This is a genomic window from Burkholderia sp. MS389 (assembly GCF_016899425.1).
Classification (GTDB): domain Bacteria; phylum Pseudomonadota; class Gammaproteobacteria; order Burkholderiales; family Burkholderiaceae; genus Burkholderia; species Burkholderia sola.
This window is the reverse complement of sequence record NZ_CP045996.1, coordinates 1,122,780-1,144,947: the sequence shown is the minus strand read 5'-3', so window position 1 is coordinate 1,144,947 and position 22,168 is coordinate 1,122,780. Positions and strand designations below refer to the sequence as shown.

Sequence of the window (22,168 nt, the reverse complement as noted above, 5' to 3'; positions counted from 1 at the left end):
CAGCCGGTCCACGCAATCGCTGCATATTTTTTGAACTGGCACACACGCAATGAGCGAAAGACGGGCCCTGGAAGCATCGGGCGAGATCGCATTCAGTGCCGATAAAAGGAGTATCGAATGAAAGTCAATCTCGCGAAGTGTATGTTTGCTGGCCTACTGGCCATGTGCTCGCTTTCGGTCAGTGCGGGCACGCCGTCGATCAACATTGGCCCCATGTTCGAGTACATGGGAGGAAAACAGTCATCGATCCTCAAGCGGATCCGGAATAAGGGGGATGCGACTGCATTCGTACGGGTCGAGGTGAGCGAGGTCGTGTTCAAAGAAGACGGCAAGCAGGAAGAGGTGCCGCTCGACTCCGCACTGTTGACCCAACGAGACGGCCAAGGGCTGATCGCGAGTCCCTCTCGCCTGATCGTGCCGGCCGAGGGTGCCCAATCGGTGCGTCTGCTCTATCGCGGCAAGCGCGACGCGGAGCGCTACTATCGCGTGCGCTTTGTACCTGTCGTGCCGAAGGCGAAAGACGACTTTGTGCTGAGCAACGATGAAATCGAGCAATACAAGGAATCGCTGTCCGCGGGCATCAACGTCCTGACCGGATACGGGGCCATGGTGATCGTGCGTCCGGGCGATGAGCGCTATCAAACGGAGTTCAAAGTGGAGGGTGGCAAGAGCATCGTCGAGAACAAGGGAAGTTCGATGGTGACGCTCGAGGCCTATCGCGTGTGCAAGGAGAAGAACGGTGCATGCGGTGAACCGACGGCGTACTACATCCGCCCGGGGAAAACGAAGGAGCTGCCGTGCGAAGCCGGCTCGCGTTGCGAGTTCGAACTGCGCGAAGGTGAAAAGCGAACGAGGATGCATGTCGAGGCCGGGCAAGTCGCGTCAGGGGCGTGACGATGACCTTCCTCCGCTGAAGTATCCCACCGCAACGCAAGTGGCAAGGCCGCAGTGAGGCTGGCCCACCAACTTGCGAGCGGTGTACTCCGAGAGATAGGTCGGTTGGTCGACAACCGTCGCGCGCTCCACGAGGAGCGACCCCGATGACCTCTATGAGTGCTCCTTCTTGATCGGGAGTGCAAAAATAAGAGTTGTCTGATTGGGTCAAACTGGCTCGGCACCGAAAATGTGGTTGGCAGCGCCAGTCCGATGCGCTGCCCTATTAACCGCTCCTGGAACATGTATGCATCAATCTATCATCCGCGCGTGTCTGCTGGGTGCGATCGCAATCGCCGGTGCCGCGCACGCAGCGCCGCTGAAGCCGCAGGAATTGGAGATCAAGCTGAGCGCTGAGGTACCGGTGGCGAGCAGTATCGAGATCAAGGCGGTTGGTTGGGACCTTACCAAGCAGCAGCCGATCAAGTGGGGCGACGACCGGAAAAAGTTCGAGTCGTTGAAGCTGAAGGTGACCGCGAAATGCGGGGTGGGCAAGGTGCGGGTCAAGTTTGCAGACGCCGCGGGGCCGCGCCTCGTCCACGAAGCCGACGCGCAAGCCTACTTCAAGGTGGGTGCCAAGGTCGGCGGCAAGGACGTCGGCACTGATCCTGTCGAGGTTGTGACGAAGGACGAGGCGAAGAGCGGCACGTCGATCGAGCTGGTGATCACGCCCGGGGAGGCGAGCGACAAAATCAAGGCCGCCCCGGTGGCGGGTAAGTATATGGGCACAGTGCCCCTCGTGTTTGAAACTGAAGTGGAGTAAGGAGTAATCAGATGAAAAACCTTGCTTTGGCAATCGCTGCGAGTGCATGTGCGATCTCGGCGTATGCGGGAAATCCGGAGCCGATCGATTTCGATGTTCAGATCTCCGGTGAAGTGCCCTCGCAGAAATACTTTGAGGTGAAACCAGACGTATCGCTGGATCAGGCACTTTCAATTCCGGTTCCGGACGACTGGGACGGGAGCGAGCAGCCAATAAATCACCTTGTTAGCTTTGGTGTCAAAAGCTCTTATGGTCCCGTTCGCGTGACTTATCGCCATAACCAAGAGCTGAGTGGAAATACCTATCAAGTGCATTTGGTTCACAAGGACGATCCAGGCAGCTATATCCGCATTCGACCGTACGCCAAAATTGGATCGAGGCCGAGTACCAATGACTACTTGCCGGGACAAAGCGCCACTTTCACGATCGCAAGCACGGATGCCGCCGTCGGTACAACGTTCAACTACGCAGCCAAACTTTTTAATGGTGGAAGCGGCAGTATGTTGGACGGTACACAAAAGCCAGGGGTGTACACGGGTGATTTCACTTTTGTTTTTGATGCGGCTTCGGAAACTTGAATAAGATAGGGTAAATGCTTCGTTGAAGTAGGTGGTGGAGGGTCGACCCGCACCCGATCGATCACTTCGCGGCCATACTTGGTCACGAAAGTGGTGCAGCTCGAAGGCGATTTCCGCCTGCAACCACTGTTCCCGGATTTCGAGTTCATAGGCCGCGGCAATGTCGATCGCTGCCGCTTCGATACGCTTGGCTGCATCTTTGGGGCACTGATTGAATGGCCCGGCCATCTCACGCGAGCGAACCCCGGCCGATTCAAAGTATTTTCCGGCTGAGCAGATCGACCACCACCGTTGCACAGCGGTGACCTTTATGAAATCACGACATTCGAGAGTGCCGCGCTACCCGGTGTACGGGTTCATGGCCGCCTACGGCAACGCAGTGGTGTCGCGCACGTAGGAAAACGCGCAGAACTACCTGTGCTACGAGCTGCTGTACGGCAGACCATTTGTCGACCGATAACTCGCCGTTCCTCGGCAAGGCCGGGTATTTCTATCCGGACTTCGACGCCCGGCCGGGCGCGTGCTGCTACAGGCATTTACGGAGCACGACGCGAAAATCGCGGCGCGTGCCGCGAGCGCTCGAAGCACCTGCTCAATTCGGTCAGCATCCACAATCCTGGCAACGTCGCTGTGTATTCCTACGCGATCGCATCGCTCTGTCGCGATGCATGACACATCGTATATTCTTTGGAGGCTTTGGTGCCTGTGTCAGGGCTTGGGTCTCGACGAATTATCCACCGGATGCGATGATGTCAGCCTGATTAATTTGCGGACGATCTAGATTTAGAATGCAGTCAACGAGTGCTTCGTGGGGCTGAAATAGGAGAAAGGTGTCCTGGGCGGCATTCTGCGTAAGCTCTTGGATATTGTGCATTGCAAAATGCCATGCTCGAGGCGAGACGTCGAGAAAGGTGACCTGGCGAATGCCGTGACATCGCGGTGCGCCGCCGCTCCGCAAGCCACCATGGGTAACATGAATCCCCGCGCATGCAGACGCGACGTTCGAAGAGAAATCCCGGCTGGGTCGGTATCCGAATAGAAAGTTGATTAAGATTGACAGAGGGCCGAAAGGCGAGCCCCCGGATTGCAACTGGGCATCGGAAGGATAGACAGCTGTTTTTTGGGAAAATGTTGATGAATGCATCCACTGAAAGCGGCAACGCGCGTCGTCGCATCAATGTCGTCGTGGCCGATGACCATCCGGTAGTTTCTACCGGCGTCGCCGCGATCCTGTCGGCCGAGATGGATATCAATGTGGCCGGTGTTGCATCGACAATTTCGGAGCTGCTGCATTTGTTGCAACAGCAGCCTTGCGATGTCTTGATCTGCGACTATTCGTTCAGCGGCGATCAGCAGCCGGATGGAGTGGCACTGTTCAAGCGACTAAGGCGCAGCCATCCACATGTTGCGATCGTCGTGCTGACCGCACATCAAGATATCGCGCTGCTCGTCTCTCGCGTCATGAATACGGGCGTTGCAGGCTTCCTGAGAAAATCAAGCCAGGATTTCGCGCGCCTGGCTGCAATCGTGCGCCGTGTGCATGCCGGGCAAACGTTCGTTGATCCGGCCGTGGCTGTCGACCTGCTCGAGGCCGGACATGCAGCGCAGACTTCGATCGAATCGCTCAGCGAGCGCGAGCTCGAAATATTTCGAATGCTTGGGCGCGGGATGTCGGTGACGGAAATCGCGATGCATACGAATCGCAGCATCAAGACCATCAGCCACCAGAAGATGAGGGCCATGCACAAACTGGGGGCAAGATCCGAAGCGGACCTCTACCGCATCTACACGGAGCATTTCGGCTCATGAGCCAGTCTCGCGGCAACGCAGAGGAAGCTTCGGATGGGGCCGACGACGGAATCGTAACGGCAACCCCAGCTTACGTCCCGCTCAGGTTGACGTTCTCAAAGCGCCTGCTGATTGTTTCGACCATAACGCTGACGTGCCTGATCCTGGTATGCGCCGGGGGCGTGACCGAACTCCTGATATCACACCAGCACGAGGAATTTGCGCAGCAATTTTCCGCGCAGAGAGAGGCATTGAAGGAGGAGGTCGACAGGCGCGAGGCCCGCATTCGCCAGTTGGTCGTGACGTACCAGATTGCAAAGGAGTACCTGGAGTCAGGCGACTCGCGGGCACGGAAAGTTCTGTTGCCCAGAAAGAACCAGTTGGCTCAGACAGTGCCCGGATCTGCGGCGACCCGCGCATTCTCGGTCGTGTCGACACTCACTTCACCCGCGGACGCGGCTCGCCAGACAAATTTGATCGATCTGGCAAGATATGCGTCGACATTTTCGCTTTCCCCTCAGGACAACTCGCCAGCGCTATCGGAAGGGTTTATCTATACGCCCGATAAGCGATTTTTGGCCACGCTTCCGCCACTCGCACCGGACCAGATTGCCGAGCTGAACACTGACAAGGCCGCGGAAGACTTCATCGGGAAACGCATGGAGCCTGTCGAAGAGGAGATGCAGCGCGATGCCCGGAATGGAGTGCGGGGCAAGGTTGTGTGGGTGACCGGGTCCAAGGATCCGCTCAACGACATGACGACCACGTATTTTGCGACATCCGTCTACGAGGGTGAGCAACGCAAGGCAACGATCGCGTTGTCAATTCCGTGTAATCGATTCAATCAGTATTTTCTGCACAACGAAGGCGATCCGCATTTTTTTGTTGTCTCGTGCGCGGTGCAGCGACTATTGGGTATCGACGAAACGAATCCGCAAGAGGCGCATTGGGCGGAAATCATATCGAGAAATCCATGGGTATACCAGGCGGCGAACGGACGGCCCCAACGCATCTGGCGGGAGGGCAGCTTCTTCGTTATTCAACGTGTGCCGGGCCCGCAGTGGGTCGCGGTATATGCATATACCTGGAGCGACCTTCTGGGCGCAATCACCCAGCAACTGCTGCTTGTTGTACTCGCGACGCTGAGTGGGTGCGGTCTGGTCATCGGAGGCGCGTTCTGGATGAATCGTGAGGTGATTCGGCCGTCCAGCGAGCGACTGCATAGCCTTTTAGAGGGCGAGGCGTTCAGTCGGTCCATCATCCAGGTCGCGCCGGTGAGCTTGACCGTCGTGGCCAGGAGGAGCGGAGCCATCCTGCTGCAGAACGCGGAAGCGCAGAGCCTCCAGATGGCCTTTGCCAGCCAAGGGGAAAAGGACGCCAGCCCCGACAACGTACTTGCACGTGCCGGCGCACTGGTCAGGTTTCATGCGGGAAGTGCCGAGCGCTCCGGCGTGGTAAGCCGGTTTGAGATGGAGCCTGATCTCGAGGTTGCCTATGCGCAGGCAAAGTATCGCGGAGACGATGTTTTCGTGATCGGGATGGTCGATTTGGCGAAGCGAAAGGAAATCGAACGGCGGCTGCGAGAGTCTCGAGCGCGTGCTCAGGCCGAAAGTCACGAGAAGGGAATGTTTTTGGCGACGATGAGCCATGAAATCAGGACACCGTTGCACGGGGCATTAGGGAATCTTGAATTGCTTTCGCGGATGGGATTGACCGAGGAGCAGCGCTCGCGCTTATTGATCGCGCAGGACTCGTTTGGCTCACTCCTTTCGCTGATCAACGGCGTGCTTGATCTGTCCAGAATCGAGGCAGGTGAGTTCCTGCTACAGGAACAGCCACAACACATTGATCAACTCGTCGAGCAGGCAAGCCGGACGTTTGCGGTGGACGCGCAGAAGAACGGCGTGCGGCTTCTCTGCCTGATCGATCCGGCGCTACGGGGCACGTGGATTTGCGACGGGTACCGGTTCACGCAAATAGTCACCAATCTCATTGGCAACGCAGTCAAGTTCACATCTCACGGGGCGATCACGGTTTCACTCGGCTCGACGGAGGACGGCCAGGTTCGGCTCCGCGTCGCTGACTCCGGCAGGGGTATTCCCGAAGACGAGATTGAAAAGATTTTTATGCCGTACGTCCAGGGCTCGGCCGGGCCGAAAAGTTCGCGAGCAGGTACCGGGCTCGGCTTGTCTCTTTGCCAGAAAATCGCCGAACGAATGGGTGGCAATATCACCGTCGAAAGCGAGGTTGGCGTCGGATCGATCTTCACCGTCGTGTTGCCGCTTCGTCACGATTCAGCGGCGCGAATCAACGGCAATGCCGGCCAAGGCATCGATTTCGTGGTGAATTGCGATATTCCCAGTTGGCGTGGGCAACTGGTGGCCCAGCTCAGCGCGTGGTATCCGGCGGCCCGCGTCACGAGTGGTCAGGATGACGGGCGGGAGGAAGCGCCTGCATCCACCGTTTTCATCGACGCGCGCGACTGGCTCGAACATGACGGTTCGCCCAAAACGAGTGGTGCCTACCGTCGCATAACGATCGGCCTGGATGGGCCGCTTGTCCCGATCTCCACAGGCCATGCCGTCACAATTAGCGCTTACAGCGGTCAGTTGCTTCTCGATGCGATCGAACTGGTCCTTTCCGGAGCGGATGATGATGGCCGTCAGAGCACTGACGGTTCCGGCGAGATCACGGGTGGTGCGTGGAGTGATGCCAGCGTCCTGGTGGTTGAGGACGACCGAGTCAGTGCGCAGTTGATGTACGATCAATTGCGGATGCTCGGGATCGGACATGTAGAAGTCGTCGGTAGCGCGGAGGATGGCATTCGACGTTGCCAGTCCCGGATCTACGATCTCGTCGTCACCGATTCCAATTTGCCCGGCAAGGGCGGAGCGGAGCTGTTGTCCGACTTGCGAGCAGCGGGGATATCGTGGCCGGTCGTTTCGTGTACTGCCGATGCGACACTCGCGGGAGTGGCAAACACCCCGTTCGACGCGCTCATCACAAAACCGTCGACTTTGAGCGACCTTTCTCTCGTGCTGCAAAACGTGCTCGGGCCTGGCGACGTTCAGCAATTGCCACGGGCTACACCTGGTGTCAGCCGACTTCTATCGTTGTTCATCGAATCGTGGATTTCCGACAGAGAAGCACTCCGATTGATGGTGCAGGCGGGTCACGTATCCGAGGTGCTGGAAAGATTGCACCGGATTCAGGGCGCCCTGATGATTCTTGATAGGGGCGAGCTGGTGAGTCACTTGGAAGGTTGGGCCGCGAAGATAGCGGAATCCAAATGTGTCGAGGAAGCAGATCGCAAGTCGTTTGTCGATGCGGTGGAGTCTTGGCTGGCGCTGCATGCTACAGCCCAAAAGTATTCCTGAAAGGTGACGCCAGCGGTCGAGATACACGCTCAACGGCCTTCAAGGGTCCCACGCCGGTGGAGCTGGCCCTGTAATACCGGACACGGCATCACACTAAGGTTGCCGAATCCATCGAACGCCGGGACTCGCTAGGCGAGCGGTATTTCAGCGCGCTATGGGGATGCTTCTCGTGGCAATGCTCGAACGCGATGGCCAAGTTGCGTGTAGCAGTCGCTGCGTCCGGCTTCGGCATGACGGCGACGTAGTTGCGTTTCGTCGTCTTCACGAAGCTCTCGGCCATCCCATTACTTGGTGGGCTGGACACCAGTGCGGTCAATGCCTTTAGGCCGATGGCCACTGCGAACCGGCGCGTGTCGTCGGCCATGTAGCTCGCCGTTGTCGCTCAGCCATTCGATTTCGGATGGCTTATGCAGTTCGTCGCCAATCCGATTTTCCACTGTAGCGAGCATCACGTCTCGCACGATGTCGCCGCTATGGCTTTCCGTCGTGCCTGCCCAACTCATCGCCTCACGATCACATCAATCCAGTGCGAATGATACGCACAGCGGCTCGCCGTTGTCGCCGTGGAATTCGAGGCCGTCCGAGCACCATAGGTGATTGCTGCGCGCGACGGCCACCTTGCCGTCTGAAAAATTAAATATGCCTGATCCACGATTTCAAAAGTGGATCTTGAAGGCGCGCGTTATTTTCACCTGCCGATAATCGTTTCCAATATAAATTCGATTTTGTAATTAAATCGATTCGTCTTTAGATGGTCCCCCAGTGCTCGAATAGGAAATGGCCTATGTTTTCGTCGAAAAATAGGACATCGGGCGACTTTTTTGCGTCGCTTCCTATATTTCATGGCACCGGGTGAAGCCGATAATTCGATGGACTTTGGAGTCGGATCGTCATTGCGTCCATGAGCGTAAAGCAATGGGTGCGCGCATGAAGCCCGGCGGGTCTCATGGCCATTACCCGAATCGATGTGGCGCGAGATTTCGGTCGGCTGTTCGTTCGATAGCAATGGTCCATCCACTGATGGATGGACGCTATTTTGTGTTGAGATAGAGAGTGTTATATGAATAAGTCGTACAAGGTGGTTTGGAATGCATCCAGCGGTACATGGACGGCCGCCTCTGAGGTAGCGAAATCGTATGCCGGTGGGGCATCGTCGAGGGCTATTTTACGCAAGACTCCTGTAATGTTCGCAGCCGCTGCTATGGGAGTTGTGATGGCCGGGGCCACGGGTCATGCTTACGCAGCCGCAAATGAGGGCGGTCCGTATTTTGGATGGGAAAGTGGCGATAACAAAAAGTGCGCCAATGGATCAGACGAGAAATTTCGAAATTGCGCAGCGTGGGATGCCGGGTTGACCAATGTCTCCGGAACCACTTTTTCCGTTATGACCAGTGAAAATGGTTTGAGCGGAGGAGGTGTGTGGGCTGGGAACAAGTCGGCAGGTTTATTTTTTGGAGGTGGGGCGGAGCAAGGGAAAAGCCGGTTTGTGCTTGATGCCGATGGAACGAGCATTTACGGCCAAAAAGTGACATTGTCATCGGCGAGTGACGTTAATGTTTCAAATTCGAAGATCACATCTCTCGCGGCCGGAGTTGCGGATGACGACGCAGTGACCGTGAAGCAGCTAAAAGATTCGATTGCTGGCATTCCGATTCGCTCAAATTCGATATATGAAGATCTCAATTTTCCTCCCGAGGCGATTAATCGTCAGGACGTCGCCGTAGGTTGGGCCTCGCATGCCGAAGGCGGGGGTATTACACGCAAAGAGGACGAGTGGCAGGTCGCCTCGGCAACGGCACTTGGAGCGCGTGCGCAAGCTAAGGGCGTAGGAGCGGTTGCGCTCGGGGCGAACTCGTGGGCGAAGGGTGATTCCACGTCGGCAATCGGATCGTACACCTATGCGGATGCCCATAACTCCGTTGCGTTGGGTACAGACTCCAAAGCACTTCGCGAGAACTCAGTGTCGATCGGCAGCAAAAATATTCAACGTCAAATTACAAACATGGCGGCTGGTACGGCCGACACCGACGCAACGAATGTGGCTCAGCTGAAAGGCATTGCCACGGCGCTGGGCGGCGGGGCGGGTATCGGGGCTGATGGCAGTGTGACGGCACCGGCATACACGCTGGACCGCGGCAAGACCATTGTTCAAAACGTTGGCGACGCACTGTCGAACCTCGACGGCCGCGTGACGACGAACGCGACGAACGTCGAGAAACTTCAAGGCAACTTTGCTGATACTGGCCTGCTGGACGCGAAAACTGGCAAAGTGACTGCGGCGGTGACGTCGGACCAGATGAATGCCGCGGTTGCGAAAGCTAGTAGTGACCGGCTCGATGCCGGTTGGGTCACGATGGGGAAGGATGCGTACGCAACCAGTAAAAATGTCGCGGTGGGCGTGGGTGCGAAGGCGGATACTGCGGGCGCGGGAACGGGCGTGATTGCTATTGGCGATAACGCAGCAGCCGGTCGGTCGGGGTATTCGGGTGCTATTGCGATTGGCCAGGATGCACGCGCGGTCGATGGCTCGCAAGGCGGCTATATGCGTGCAATAGCAATCGGAGCAGGCGCGCAGGCGCAAGGGGTTTCTGTTGCCATTGGACCCGATGCTCAGTCCAGCCCAGGTAATGGGGTCGCGTTAGGGCACCAAGCCAGTGTAGGTGCGAATGCTACGTGGGCGGTGGCGCTTGGCACCGGCTCGGCAGCCGATCGAGCCAATACGGTCTCGGTAGGGAACGCCAAATCCCAGCGTCAGATCGTGAACGTTGCAGCGGGTACGCAGGACACCGACGTCGTGAACGTGACGCAGTTGAAGGGCGTAGCGACGGCGCTGGGCGGTGGTGCAGGAATTGGCGCCGATGGCAGCGTGACGGCACCGAAATACCAGGTCGGCGACAAGACCTACGGTAACGTTGGCGACGCGATCACGGCTGCGGCGGAAACCGGCGGCGGTACGGATCCGAACGCGGTTGCATACGACGATGCGACGAAGAGCGCGATCACGCTGGCTGGCGAGAAAGGCACGACGCTGAAGAACGTTGCAGCGGGCGCCGTGAATGCTGCGAGCACGGAAGCGGTGAACGGCTCGCAGCTGTACGGCACGTCGCAGAGCGTGGCAAGCGCGCTGGGTGGCGGTTCGACAGTGGACGCAGCAGGCAAGCACACGGCACCGGCGTACACGTTGGACGGCGGCAAGACCACCGCACACAACGTTGGCGACGCGGTGTCGAATTTGGACGGTCGTGTGACGACGAACGCGACGAACGTCGAGAAACTGCAAGACAATCTTGCCGAATCCGGTCTGTGGGACAAGGACAAGAATCACGTAATCGCGGCGGTGACGTACGACCGCAAGGCAGACGGCACGGCAGATCGCGGCTCGGTGACGCTGGGCGGTGCGGGCGCAGCAGCGCCGGTGGCGTTGAAGAACGTTGCAGTCGGTACGGCTGACACTGACGCAGCGAACGTGAGCCAGTTGAAAGGCGTTACTACGGCGCTGGGTGGCGGTGCAGGCATCGACGCCAATGGCAGCGTGACGGCGCCGAAGTACCACGTCGGTGACAAGACCTACGGTAACGTGGGTGACGCGATCACGGCTGCGGCGGAAACCGGCGGCGGTAGCGGTACGGATCCGAACGCGGTCTCATATGACGACAAGACCAAAGGGGCTATCACGCTGGCTGGCGAGAAAGGCACGACGCTGAAGAACGTCGCGGCCGGCGCGGTGAACGCGACGAGCATGGAAGCGGTGAATGGTTCGCAGCTGTACGGCGCGTCGCAGAGCGTGGCAAGCGCGCTGGGCGGCGGTTCGACGGTCGACGCAGCAGGCAAGTTGACGGCACCGGCGTATACGCTGGACGGCGGCAAGACCACCGCGCACAACGTTGGCGACGCATTCTCGAACCTGGACGGCCGCGTGACGACGAACGCGACGAACGTCGAGAAACTGCAAGGCGATATTGCCGGTTCCGGTCTGGTGGACAAGGACACGGGCAAGGCAATTGCGGCGCTGACGTACGACCGCAAGGAAGACGGCACGGCGGATCGCGGCTCGGTGACGCTCGGCGGTGCGGGCGCGGCAGCGCCGGTGGCCTTGAAGAACGTTGCAGTCGGTACGACTGACACCGATGCAGTGAACGTGAATCAATTGAAAGGCATTACCACGGTACTGGGCGGTGGTGCGGGCATCGGCGCCGATGGCAACGTGACGGCACCGAAGTACCACGTCGGTGACAAGACCTACGGTAACGTCGGTGACGCGATTACGGCTGCGGCGGAAACCGGCGGCGGTGGCGGCGCGAATCCGAACGCGGTCTCATACGACGACAAGACCAAAGGCGCGATTACGCTGGCTGGCGAGAAAGGCACGACGTTGAAGAACGTTGCAGCGGGCGTTGACGATGCAGACGCAGTGAACGTCGGCCAATTGTCGGATGCAACGAAGTCGATTCGCGATTCGCTCTCGGACGGCAGCCTGTCGATGCGCTACATCAAGGTCAAGGCAACGGGGCAAGCCGCAAATGCCATGGGAACCAATACCGTCGCGATCGGCTCGGGAGCAAACGCGACCGGAAATGGCTCGCTGGCCTTGGGTACGGGTTCACGTGCGAATGGACTCAACTCGGTTGCGATCGGCTTCAATTCGGTTGCTACGGAGGCGAACCAGGTATCGGTTGGCGACGTCGGTCGCGAACGTCGCATTTCGAATGTGGCCGATGGTACGGAAGATACCGACGCAGTCAACGTGAATCAACTGACCGAAGCGGTCGAAAAGATGACCGACCGGACCGACAAGCTCTCGTCGGAACTCAGGTCGCGACATGGCTCGCTGACGGCTAACGTCCTTGCAGCCAAGACAGACTTGGCATCGGTCGACCCATCGAAATTCCTGCAAGTTGCCGGTGCGGGAGCGGACGGTAGTCAGGAAAATACCGCGAACATCGTCGGCGGCGATCCGGCGAGCGACACTGCCGCCGCGATCGGTGTAGGTTCCATTGCCTCAGGCGCGAATGCGGTCGCCCTCGGCGTGCGTAGCTACGCGTACTCGGATGGCGCAGTGGCCATCGGTAACATGGCCCAAACGGGTGCCGGCCAAGCCAATTCGGTGGCCATCGGGTCGAATGTGACGACCAACGGGGAAAGCGCCCTTGCCGTGGGTTCGCAGGCGCGGGCAAACGGTGACAACGCGATCGCGCTCGGCAATAACGGCGTGGCGGCAATCGGCACGAATTCCATTGCGCTCGGTAACAAGGCCAGCTCCGCAGCAGGTGCGACCAATGGCATTGCGCTGGGCGCGTCCGCGAGTGTTGCACGCAACGTGGCCGACTCGATGGCGCTGGGCGCAAATGCCAGCGTCGAAAAAGGCGCGAATAGTGCGGTCGCACTGGGTACCGGTTCCAAGGCGACGCGCGCCAATACCGTTTCGGTGGGTAATGCCGGAAGCGAGCGCCAGATCGTGAACGTCGCGGCGGGTACGCAAGGCACCGACGCGGTGAACGTGACGCAGCTCAGTGGCGTAACGACGGTGCTGGGTGGCGGTGCCGGCATCGGCGCCGATGGCAGCGTGACGGCACCGAAGTATCACGTCGGCGACAAAACCTACGGTAACGTCGGTGACGCGATCACGGCTGCGGCGGAAAGCGGTGGCGGTGGCGGTACGAATCCGAATGCAGTTTCGTACGACGACAAGGCCAAAGGCGCGATCACGCTGTCTGGCGAGCAAGGCACGACGCTGAAGAACGTTGCAGCTGGCGCTGTGAATGCGGATAGCACGGACGCGGTGAACGGTTCGCAGCTGTATGGCGCCGCGCAAAGCGTGGCGAGTGTGCTGGGCGGCGGTTCGACGGTGGATGCAGCAGGCAAGCTGACGGCGCCGACGTACACGCTGAACGGCGGCAAGACCACCGCACACAACGTTGGCGACGCGATGTCGAATTTGGACGGCCGCGTGACGACGAACGCGACGAACGTTGAGAAACTGCAAGGCGATATTGCCGAGTCCGGTTTGATCGACAAGGACACGGGCAAGGCGATCGCGGCGCTGACGTACGACCGCAAGGCAGACGGCACGACGGATCGCGGTTCGTTGACGCTTGGCGGTGCCGGCGCAGTAGCGCCGGTGGCGTTGAAGAACGTTGCAGGCGGGATTTCGGATACCGACGCAGTGAACGTAGGCCAGATGAAGGGCATCACCACGGCATTGGGTGGTGATGCGGGTATCGGCGCCGACGGCAGCGTGAAGGCACCGACGTATCACATCGGTGACAAGACCTACGCTAATGTGGGTGACGCGCTTGCAGCCGCGGCAGCAAGCGGTGGCGGTGGTACGGATTCGAATGCGGTTGTGTACGACGATGCAGCCAAGAGCGCAGTCACGCTGTCTGGCGAGAAAGGCACGACGCTGAAGAAAGTTGCAGCGGGCGCGGTGAATGCGGATAGCACGGAAGCGGTGAACGGTTCGCAGCTGTATGGCGCCGCGCAAAGTGTGGCGAGCGCGCTGGGTGGTGAGTCGAAGGTAGACGAAACCGGTAAGGTGACGGCGCCGACGTATAAGCTGGACGGCGACAAGACCAGTGCGAAAAACGTTGGCGAAGCCGTGTCGAATCTCGACGGCCGTGTGACGACGAACACGACAAACGTAGAGAAACTGCAAGGCGATTTTGCTGATTCGGGTCTGGTGGACAAGAACACGGGCAAGGTGCTTGCGGCGGTGACGTACGACCGTAACGACGGCACGGCGCATGGCAACTCGGTGACGCTGGGCGGCGCGGACGTGGCAGCGCCGGTTGCGTTGAAGAACGTTGCAGATGGCGCGGTGGCCAAGACGAGCACGGATGCGGTGAACGGCTCGCAGCTGTACGGCGCGTCGCAGAGTGTGGCGAGTGCGCTGGGCGGTGATTCGACTGTGGACGCGGGCGGTACGGTGACGGCGCCGACGTACACGCTGGACGGCGGCAAGACCAAGGCGAAAAACGTTGGCGACGCGGTGTCGAACCTGGACGTCCGTGTGACGACGAACGCGACGAACCTCGAGAAATTGCAAGGCGATATTGCCGAATCCGGTCTGGTGGACAAGGACACGGGCAAGGCGATTGCGGCGCTGACTTACGACCGCAAGACAGACGGCACGGCGGATCGCGGTTCGGTGACCCTTGGCGGCGCGGACGCAAAGGCCCCGGTGGCGTTGAAGAACGTTGCGATGGGCATCGGCGACACCGATGCGGCGAACGTGGGCCAGGTGAAAGGCGTTACCACGGCGCTGGGCGGTGGTGCGGGCATCGGCGCGGATGGCAGCGTGACGGCACCGAAGTATCGCATCGGCGAAAAGACCTACGGTAACGTCGGTGACGCGCTCGCAGCCGCGGCAGCGAGCGGGGGCGGCGGTACGGATTCAAATGCGGTCTTGTACGACGATGCAGCCAAGACCGCGGTCACGCTGTCCGGCGAGAAAGGCGCGACGTTGAAGAACGTTGCAGCCGGTGCGGTGAATGCGACGAGCATGGAAGCGATGAACGGTTCGCAGCTGTACGGTACGTCGCAGAGTGTGGCGAGCGCGCTGGGCGGTGGTTCGACGGTGGACGCGGCCGGCAAGGTGACGGCGCCGACGATCCGCGTCGGCAGCAAGACCTACGGTAACGTCAGTGACGCGATTGCGGCCGCGGCAGCCAGCGGCGGCGGTGGTGGTAAAGGCTCGAGCTTCGTCACGATCGATGGTATGGGTTCGGACGGTAGTCGGTTCAACACCGCGAGCATCGCGACGGGCGATCCGGAAAGCACGACAGCCGCCGCGATCGGTGTAGACGCGCATGCGGCCGGGGCGAACGCGATTGCGCTCGGCCTGAACACCGGGGCGCTGTCGAACGAATCGGTTGCGATCGGCAATATGGCGCAAACAGGCTCGGATCAATCGTACTCGGTGGCCATCGGTTCATGGGTGACGACCAATGGCGCGGGAGCGCTGGCGATCGGCTCGAACGCGAAGGCAAACGGCGAGAACGCGGTCGCGGTCGGCAATAACGGCATCAAGGCGATCGGTGAAAGCTCGATCGCGATCGGCAATGCAGCAGAAGCCGCAGTAGGGGCGACCAATGGCATTGCGCTGGGTACGGGTGCGAGCGTTGCGCCGAACGTGACCAATGCGATGGCGCTGGGTGCCAATACGAGCGTGGACGACAAGGCGAATGGTGCCGTGGCGCTGGGCGCAGGAGCGAAGGCGACGCGAGCCAATACCATTTCGGTGGGTAACACGGGAAGCGAGCGCCAGATCGTGAACGTTGCGGCGGGTACGCAAGGCACCGACGCGGTGAACGTGGCGCAACTGAGCGGCGTAACGACCGCACTCGGCGGTGGCGCGGGCATCGGTGCCGATGGCAGCGTGACTGCGCCGAAGTACCACGTCGGCGACAAGACCTACGGTAACGTGGGTGATGCGATTACGGCCGCGGTTGAGATTGGTAGCAGCAAGGATCCGAACGCGGTTGCATATGACGATGCGGCGAAGAGCACGGTCACGCTGGCTGGCGAGCAAGGCACGACGCTGAAGAACGTTGCGGCCGGCGCGGTGAATGCGACGAGCATGGAAGCGGTGAACGGCTCGCAGCTGTACGGCACGTCGCAGAGCGTGGCAAGCGCACTGGGGGGCGGTTCGACGGTGGACGCGGCAGGCAAGTTGACGGCACCGGCGTATACGCTGGACGGCGGCAAGACGACCGCGCACAACGTTGGCGACGCGGTGTCGAACCTGGACGGCCGTGTGACGACGAACGCGACGAACGTCGAGAAGCTGCAAGACGATATTGCCGAATCCGGTCTGATCGACAAGGACACGGGCAAGGTGATCGCAGCGGTGACGTACGACCGTAAGGAGGACGGCACGGCAGATCGTGGCTCGGTGACGCTGGGCGGTGCGGGTGCAAAAGATCCGGTGGCGTTGAAGAACGTCGCGGCCGGTGCGGTAAACGCCACGAGCATGGAAGCGGTGAACGGTTCGCAGTTGTACGGCACGTCGCAGAGCGTGGCAAGCGCGCTGGGTGGCGGTTCGACGGTAGACGCGGCGGGCAAGGTGACGGCACCCAACTACCACGTCGGCGATAAGACCTACGGTAACGTGGGTGATGCGATCGTTGCCGCAGCCGAAATGGGTAGCAGTACGGACCCGAACGCGGTTGCATATGACGATGCGGCGAAGAGCACGGTCACGCTGGCTGGCGAGCAAGGCACGGCGCTGAAGAACGTTGCAGCGGGCGCCGTGAATGCAACGAGCATGGAAGCGGTGAACGGCTCGCAGCTGTACGGCACGTCGCAGAGCGTGGCGAGCGCGCTGGGCGGCGGTTCGACGGTGGACGCCGCAGGCAAGCTGACGGCCCCGGCGTACACGCTGGACGGCGGCAAGACGACCGCGCATAACGTTGGCGACGCGGTGTCGAACCTTGACGGCCGTGTGACGACGAACGCGACGAACGTCGAGAAGCTGCAAGACGATATTGCCGAATCCGGTCTGGTGGACAAGGACACGGGCAAGGTGATCGCGGCGGTGACGTATGACCGTAAGGAGGACGGCACGGCAGATCGTGGCTCGGTGACGCTTGGCGGTGCGGGTGCAAAAGATCCGGTGGCGTTGAAGAACGTCGCAGCAGGCGTGGATGATACTGACGCGGTGAACCTGGGTCAGCTGAACACCGGGTTGTCCGATGTGAAGCGCGAGCTGGCTGAAGGCAACATCGATCTGAAGTACATCAAGGTCCGGGCCAGCGGCGCACCGGCGACCGCCACCGGCGCTCAGTCTGTTGCGATCGGTTCAAAGGCCCTGGCAGGCGGTTCGAATACATTGGCGCTGGGTACCGGTGCGCGTGCGCTGGCGAGCGGATCGGTTGCGCTGGGTGCCAATTCCGTCGCGAACGAAGCGATGACGGTGTCCGTTGGTGATGACGGGACCGAACGCAAGATCGTCCACGTGAAAGCGGGGGACGTCACCGCCAGGAGTACGGATGCGATCAATGGATCGCAGTTGTTCGAGGCGCTGGGCAAACTGAAATCCCGTGTCGCAGCTGAGCAGTCGCACCTGTTGTCTCGGGTCAACGCGCTTGCGGATTCGGACGAGCCGAATTCCCTGGTCGTGGTCGACGGTATGGGGGGGACGAACTCGGCGAGTATCAGCGGGGGCGATCCGGATACCACGACGGCCGCCGCGATCGGCGTGGAGGCTCATGCGGCAGGGGCGAACGCGATCGCGCTCGGCCTGAATACCGGGGCGCTGTCGGACGAATCGGTTGCGATCGGCAATATGGCGCAAACGGGCGCGGACCAGGCGTACTCGGTGGCCATCGGTTCGAAGGTGACGACCAATGGCGCGGGAGCGCTGGCGATCGGCTCGAACGCGAAGGCAAACGGCGAGAACGCGGTCGCGGTCGGCAATAACGGCATCAAGGCGATCGGTGAAAGCTCGATCGCGATCGGCAATGCAGCGGAAGCCGCAGTAGGCGCGATCAACGGCATTGCGCTGGGTACGGGTGCGAGCGTTGCACCGAACGTGACCAATGCGATGGCGCTGGGTGCCAATACGAGCGTGGAAGGCGCGGCGAACGGTGCCGTGGCGCTGGGCGCAGGCGCCAAGGCGACGCGAGCCAATACCGTTTCGGTGGGTAGCGCTGGAAGCGAGCGCCAGATCGTGAATGTTGCGGCGGGTACGCAAGGCACCGACGCGGTGAACGTCGCGCAGCTGAGCGGCGTAACGACCGCGCTGGGCGGCGGTGCCGGCATCGGCGCCGATGGCAGCGTGACGGCGCCGAAGTATCACGTCGGCGACAAGACCTACGGTAACGTCGGCGACGCGATCGCGGCAGCAGCGGCAAGCGGCGGCGGTAGCGGTACGGATCCGAACGCGGTGGCGTACGACGATGCGGCGAAGAGCACGGTCACGCTGGCTGGCGAGAAAGGCTCGACGCTGAAGAACGTTGCTGCCGGCGCCGTGAATGCGACGAGCATGGAAGCGGTGAACGGCTCGCAACTGTATGGTGCGTCGCAGAGCATGGCCACTGCGCTCGGCGGCGGCTCGCAGGCAGGCGCCGACGGCACGATCTCCGCGCCGAGCTACTCGCTCGCGGGCGGCACGACGACGGTGAACAGTGTCGGTGCGGCGATCGACAACCTCGACGGGCGGGTGACGGCCAACACGGGCGACATCTCGACCCTGAAGGATACGATCGAGAACAGCGGTCTGATCGATCCGGAAACCGGGCACGCGATCGCATCGGTGCGCTACGATCGCAATGAAGACGGCTCGGCGAATCATGCGTCGGTCACGCTCGGGGATGCCGGTGCACCTGTTGGCCTGCACAATGTGGCAACCGGCGCGGTAAGCGCGACGAGCACCGATGCGGTGAACGGCTCGCAACTGCACGGCACAGCCACAAGCGTCGCGAATGCGATCGGAGGCGACACGACCGTCGATGAAAACGGACAGGTTGCCGTCACTTCGATCGAAGTGGGCGGTCACAAGTATGCGACCGTCTCGCAGGCGGTGCAGGCGGCTGCGGCGTATGGCGCCACCGATTCGCTGGCGGTGCGCTACGACGTCGACTCGCACGGCAACCCGAACTACGGTTCGGTGACGCTGGGCGGCCCTGCGGCGGCGCCGGTGATGCTGACCAACGTTGCAGACGGCAAGAGCCAGTACGACGCAGTGAACTACGGCCAGTTGTCGTCGCTGAAAGACGACTTCGAAAACCGCTTGGGCACGATGGACGATCGCGTCAGCAAGATTGAAACCACCGGCGGTTCGGGCGGTGACTCGCGCCGTACGGTCGGCAACGACCTGATCAGCGGTTCGGGCGAAGCAGGCCAGGCGGTGACGGCGGCCCAATCCGGCAACGGCAGCGACAACGTCGCGATGGGGTCGGGCTCGACGATCAACGACGACGCTGGCAACGCCACGGCAGTCGGCGCGAACGCGACGGTGCGCGCCGCGGGCGGCACGGCGATTGGCGCAGGTGCTGATGCGCACGCGGCCAATAGCACCGTGATCGGCCAGGACGCGTCGGCTCGCGGCGAGAACAGCACGGCGATCGGTCAGGGTGCGAAGGCCCGCGGCGACAACAGCGTTGCGATTGGTGCAGGCTCCGTCGCGAACGAGGACAACACGGTCTCGTTCGGTGACGGCTCCGACCAGGGCAAGCGCCGGATCGTCAATATCGCGGATGGCGTGAATGCGTCGGATGCGGCGACCAAGGGGCAGCTCGACCGGGCGGTTGGCGGGCTGCAAGGTCAGATCAACGGCGTATCGCGCAATGCCTATTCGGGTATCGCGGCGGCAACGGCGTTGACGATGATCCCGGGTGTCGACCCTGGCAAGACGCTGTCGTTCGGTATCGGCAGTGCGAGCTACAAGGGCTATCAGGCGGTCGCGTTCGGCGGGGAGGCCCGCATCAACAAGAACCTGAAGATGAAGGCCGGTGTGGGCTTGTCGAGCGGTGGTAACACTGTCGGCCTGGGGGCATCGTATCAGTGGTAACTGCCTGACTGGCGGAGCGGGGCAACCCGCTCCCGTATTTCCGGACCCGCCTCGCGCGGGTCTTTTTTTAATACGCCCAGCTGCCGCGCTTCGGGGCCGTCATCCCGGTGAACCGCGTCCGCATGAACGGAAAGGTGGTCATCGATTTTGCAACTGGAATAATCTAATTAAGATGATTGGGTGGCGAGGTGTTGCGGATTGTCACGGGAGACTTGATCGATTTTAGAGCGTTAAAGAAAATTCATGTTTTCCAAATATAATTAAAACCATGATGGTTCTGTTGCTGGTTTTTCTTGAGATTGTCGGTACGGCTTTTGTCGCTCTTGGCGTGAACGGGGTAAGGCGTTCGCGAAAATATAGGCGGCAATCGGAAAGTGGTTCGGGGGCCGAGCGTCAAAGTCTTGCGAAGGGAGTTGAGCCGCTCGAGCCGGGGCGTGCGCAGTTCGAGGGCGAGTTGCTTGTGGAGCGTGGACGAGCGGCCGGAACGGCAGTGCCTGACGTCGGAAGTCATCCTGACTGCACGGATAAGCTCACCGCGAGGCGCGGTCCAATGATAAAAAGCGAGCCGAAACCTTTGCTCGCGGGGGCAGCTCCTCATGGACATCGGACACTTACCGCTGCGCAGGAGTCAGAGTTTTATGATCGATTGTGCACTGCATTGCCGGAGGCGGACATTTTCAAGCAAGTTGCTTTGAAAGAGCTCGTTGATGTTGAGCATAATGATAAATCGGATATAAAATCATATAATAAAAAGGTTTTCGATTTCGCGGTTCGTGGGAGCGATGGTGGTTTGTTGTATGCTATTGAGTTGGATGATAGGTCGAATGCGTGGCAATATACCCGACGAGATGATTTGTTGGAAGATGATGTTGCGCGGGCCATCGGATTGCGCGTGATGCGGTATTGGAGCGTCAAGACTGATTTGACCGTGCTGAGGCGAGATTTTGAGTCGTGCGCGGCTCGCTCATTTGGACGGCGGAATTAACCGGTTATTTCATGGCAACTTGGGGCGTGGTTGATCCCTACAGGCGCGATCGACATCGACTGCTGACAGATATGCCGAGACACGTCATTCAATGATGCAATTCAATGTGGCAGAAGGGGTGCTGGCTTCCAGCCTGCAGGTGCTTCCGACATTCGACCTAATCGGGATCGTTGTTGCGCTTGTACTGGGCGGAATGGCCAAGGGCATTACCGGCATCGGCGTGCCGCTGATCGCGATGCCGATCGTCAGCCAGTTCATGCCGATTCGGGATGCAGTATTGCTGCTGTCCATGCCGATCATTCTCGGCAACATTCCGCAGGCGCTCGAAGGTGGCCAGGTGCTTGCGACGGCGCGGAAGATCGCCGCGCCGATCGCGGGGACGGTGTTAGGTAATATCGTCGGCGTGGCGATCCTGCTTTCGCTGAACTCGGGTCACGCACAGGCAGCCTCTGGCGCAGTACTGATTGTGGTCGCGACACTGATGCTCGCGGCACCGAAGTTCAATTTGGCACCCGCGTGGCGCCAACCTGTTGGTTTCGCGCTCGGCTTCGGTGCGGCAGTGACGGAGAGCATTGCATCGGTTCCCGGCCCGTTGCTGGCCACTTACCTGATTTCGTCCGGCGCGAGCGGCCGGGCGTTTACGAAGCAGATCGCGATCATCCTCGTGGTTTCGGTCGTCACGCTGCTCACTACGTTCAGCGGCGCGGCGCAGGCGAGCGGTGCGGATCTCGCGATCTCGGCGGCCGCCACGCTGCCAGCGATTGCCGGCATGTGGCTGGTTCGTCCGCTGCGGGACAAGATGTCCCCTGAAATTTTCAGGAAGGTCGTCCTGCTGTTCGTGCTCGTCGCAGCGGCGCAAATGATCTGGAAATCCGGCGTGTTTCGACATGGCGGATCACTCGCCACGGGTGCGTGCCTTGTTAAGCCGTGTGATGAGTTGTTCGACTTTGGTGCAAAAGATCGCCAGTGCCGCCTCGTGACCCGAGAGGTCACCCAGCCGAAGTTGGCCGGCCAGTTTTTCCCCGTAATCCCCCAAAGCACCTGAGCCGAACAATTTGCTTGCGCCAGCTATCCGATGGATGCGGTCGGCGGCGGCTACCGCGTTTTTGTCGGCTACTGCTGCCTGAAGGAAAGCAATATCCTTCAAGGTCTCTGTCACGAACCCTTGAATCAATATCGGCGGGTATGCGCCTTCTTCGGGCGAGAAATTCCGGGCCAGACTGCTCGTCGAGTCTG

8 protein-coding genes and 3 pseudogenes are annotated in these 22,168 nt (G+C 60.4%); 9 read left to right on the top strand and 2 right to left on the bottom strand.

Annotated elements, in window-relative coordinates; genetic code table 11:
* The first annotated feature begins 117 nt into the window (after positions 1–117).
* The 3 genes from GJG85_RS34715 to GJG85_RS34705 all read left to right on the top strand — a co-directional run bounded on the left by GJG85_RS34715 (position 118) and on the right by GJG85_RS34705 (position 2,274).
* Complete coding sequence (locus GJG85_RS34715; RefSeq protein ID WP_204384641.1) at positions 118–894, top strand: hypothetical protein; 777 nt, start codon at positions 118–120, stop codon at positions 892–894.
* A 286-nt stretch (positions 895–1,180) separates the two neighbouring features.
* Positions 1,181–1,696: a CS1 type fimbrial major subunit gene (locus GJG85_RS34710; RefSeq protein WP_204384639.1), complete on the top strand. Its 516-nt coding sequence runs from the start codon at positions 1,181–1,183 to the stop codon at positions 1,694–1,696.
* An 11-nt stretch (positions 1,697–1,707) separates the two neighbouring features.
* Entirely contained in the window at positions 1,708–2,274 is a 567-nt protein-coding gene (locus GJG85_RS34705) for a hypothetical protein (RefSeq protein WP_143328937.1), read from the top strand.
* Between the two features lie 41 nt (positions 2,275–2,315).
* On the opposite strand, the pseudogene GJG85_RS35185 reads toward GJG85_RS34705, so the two are convergent.
* Positions 2,316–2,587, bottom strand: a pseudogene (locus GJG85_RS35185) (transposase); the annotation flags it as partial.
* 24 nt (positions 2,588–2,611) lie between these two features.
* Here GJG85_RS35185 and GJG85_RS35180 point away from each other — a divergent pair.
* The 3 genes and pseudogenes from GJG85_RS35180 to GJG85_RS34690 all read left to right on the top strand — a co-directional run.
* Positions 2,612–2,946, top strand: a pseudogene (locus tag GJG85_RS35180) (DUF2827 family protein); the annotation flags it as partial.
* Positions 2,947–3,408: 462 nt separating this feature from the next.
* Positions 3,409–4,083 carry a response regulator transcription factor gene (locus GJG85_RS34695; RefSeq protein ID WP_063772897.1) on the top strand — a complete coding sequence of 225 codons (675 nt, stop codon included), beginning with the start codon at positions 3,409–3,411 and terminating at the stop codon, positions 4,081–4,083.
* Complete coding sequence (locus GJG85_RS34690; protein WP_050014186.1) at positions 4,080–7,439, top strand: ATP-binding protein; 3,360 nt, start codon at positions 4,080–4,082, stop codon at positions 7,437–7,439. Before GJG85_RS34695 ends, GJG85_RS34690 begins: the two co-directional genes overlap by 4 nt.
* A gap of 88 nt (positions 7,440–7,527) precedes the next feature.
* Here GJG85_RS34690 and GJG85_RS34685 read toward each other — a convergent pair.
* A pseudogene (locus tag GJG85_RS34685) lies at positions 7,528–8,065 on the bottom strand (DDE-type integrase/transposase/recombinase); the annotation flags it as partial.
* A gap of 434 nt (positions 8,066–8,499) precedes the next feature.
* Between GJG85_RS34685 and GJG85_RS34680 the strand changes: the two are divergent.
* The 3 genes from GJG85_RS34680 to GJG85_RS34670 all read left to right on the top strand — a co-directional run bounded on the left by GJG85_RS34680 (position 8,500) and on the right by GJG85_RS34670 (position 21,977).
* Complete coding sequence (locus tag GJG85_RS34680) at positions 8,500–19,947, top strand: YadA-like family protein (RefSeq protein ID WP_204384637.1); 11,448 nt, start codon at positions 8,500–8,502, stop codon at positions 19,945–19,947.
* Positions 19,948–20,215: 268 nt separating this feature from the next.
* Entirely contained in the window at positions 20,216–20,932 is a 717-nt protein-coding gene (locus tag GJG85_RS34675) for a DUF2726 domain-containing protein (protein ID WP_204384635.1), read from the top strand.
* A 91-nt stretch (positions 20,933–21,023) separates the two neighbouring features.
* The gene (locus GJG85_RS34670) at positions 21,024–21,977 is read left to right on the top strand and encodes a sulfite exporter TauE/SafE family protein (protein ID WP_235356234.1); all 954 of its coding nucleotides are present in this window, start codon (positions 21,024–21,026) and stop codon (positions 21,975–21,977) included.
* The last annotated feature ends 191 nt before the right edge of the window (positions 21,978–22,168 follow it).

What these genes read in the sequence shown, in the direction of transcription:
- GJG85_RS34690 (WP_050014186.1), top strand. Translation starts at nt 4,080, where the DNA reads ATGAGCCAGTCTCGCGGCAACGCAGAGGAAGCTTCGGATGGGGCCGAC.
- GJG85_RS34670 (WP_235356234.1), top strand. Translation starts at nt 21,024, where the DNA reads ATGATGCAATTCAATGTGGCAGAAGGGGTGCTGGCTTCCAGCCTGCAG.
- GJG85_RS34715 (WP_204384641.1), top strand. Translation starts at nt 118, where the DNA reads ATGAAAGTCAATCTCGCGAAGTGTATGTTTGCTGGCCTACTGGCCATG.
- GJG85_RS34710 (WP_204384639.1), top strand. Translation starts at nt 1,181, where the DNA reads ATGCATCAATCTATCATCCGCGCGTGTCTGCTGGGTGCGATCGCAATC.
- GJG85_RS34705 (WP_143328937.1), top strand. Translation starts at nt 1,708, where the DNA reads ATGAAAAACCTTGCTTTGGCAATCGCTGCGAGTGCATGTGCGATCTCG.
- GJG85_RS34695 (WP_063772897.1), top strand. Translation starts at nt 3,409, where the DNA reads ATGAATGCATCCACTGAAAGCGGCAACGCGCGTCGTCGCATCAATGTC.
- GJG85_RS34680 (WP_204384637.1), top strand. Translation starts at nt 8,500, where the DNA reads ATGAATAAGTCGTACAAGGTGGTTTGGAATGCATCCAGCGGTACATGG.
- GJG85_RS34675 (WP_204384635.1), top strand. Translation starts at nt 20,216, where the DNA reads ATGATGGTTCTGTTGCTGGTTTTTCTTGAGATTGTCGGTACGGCTTTT.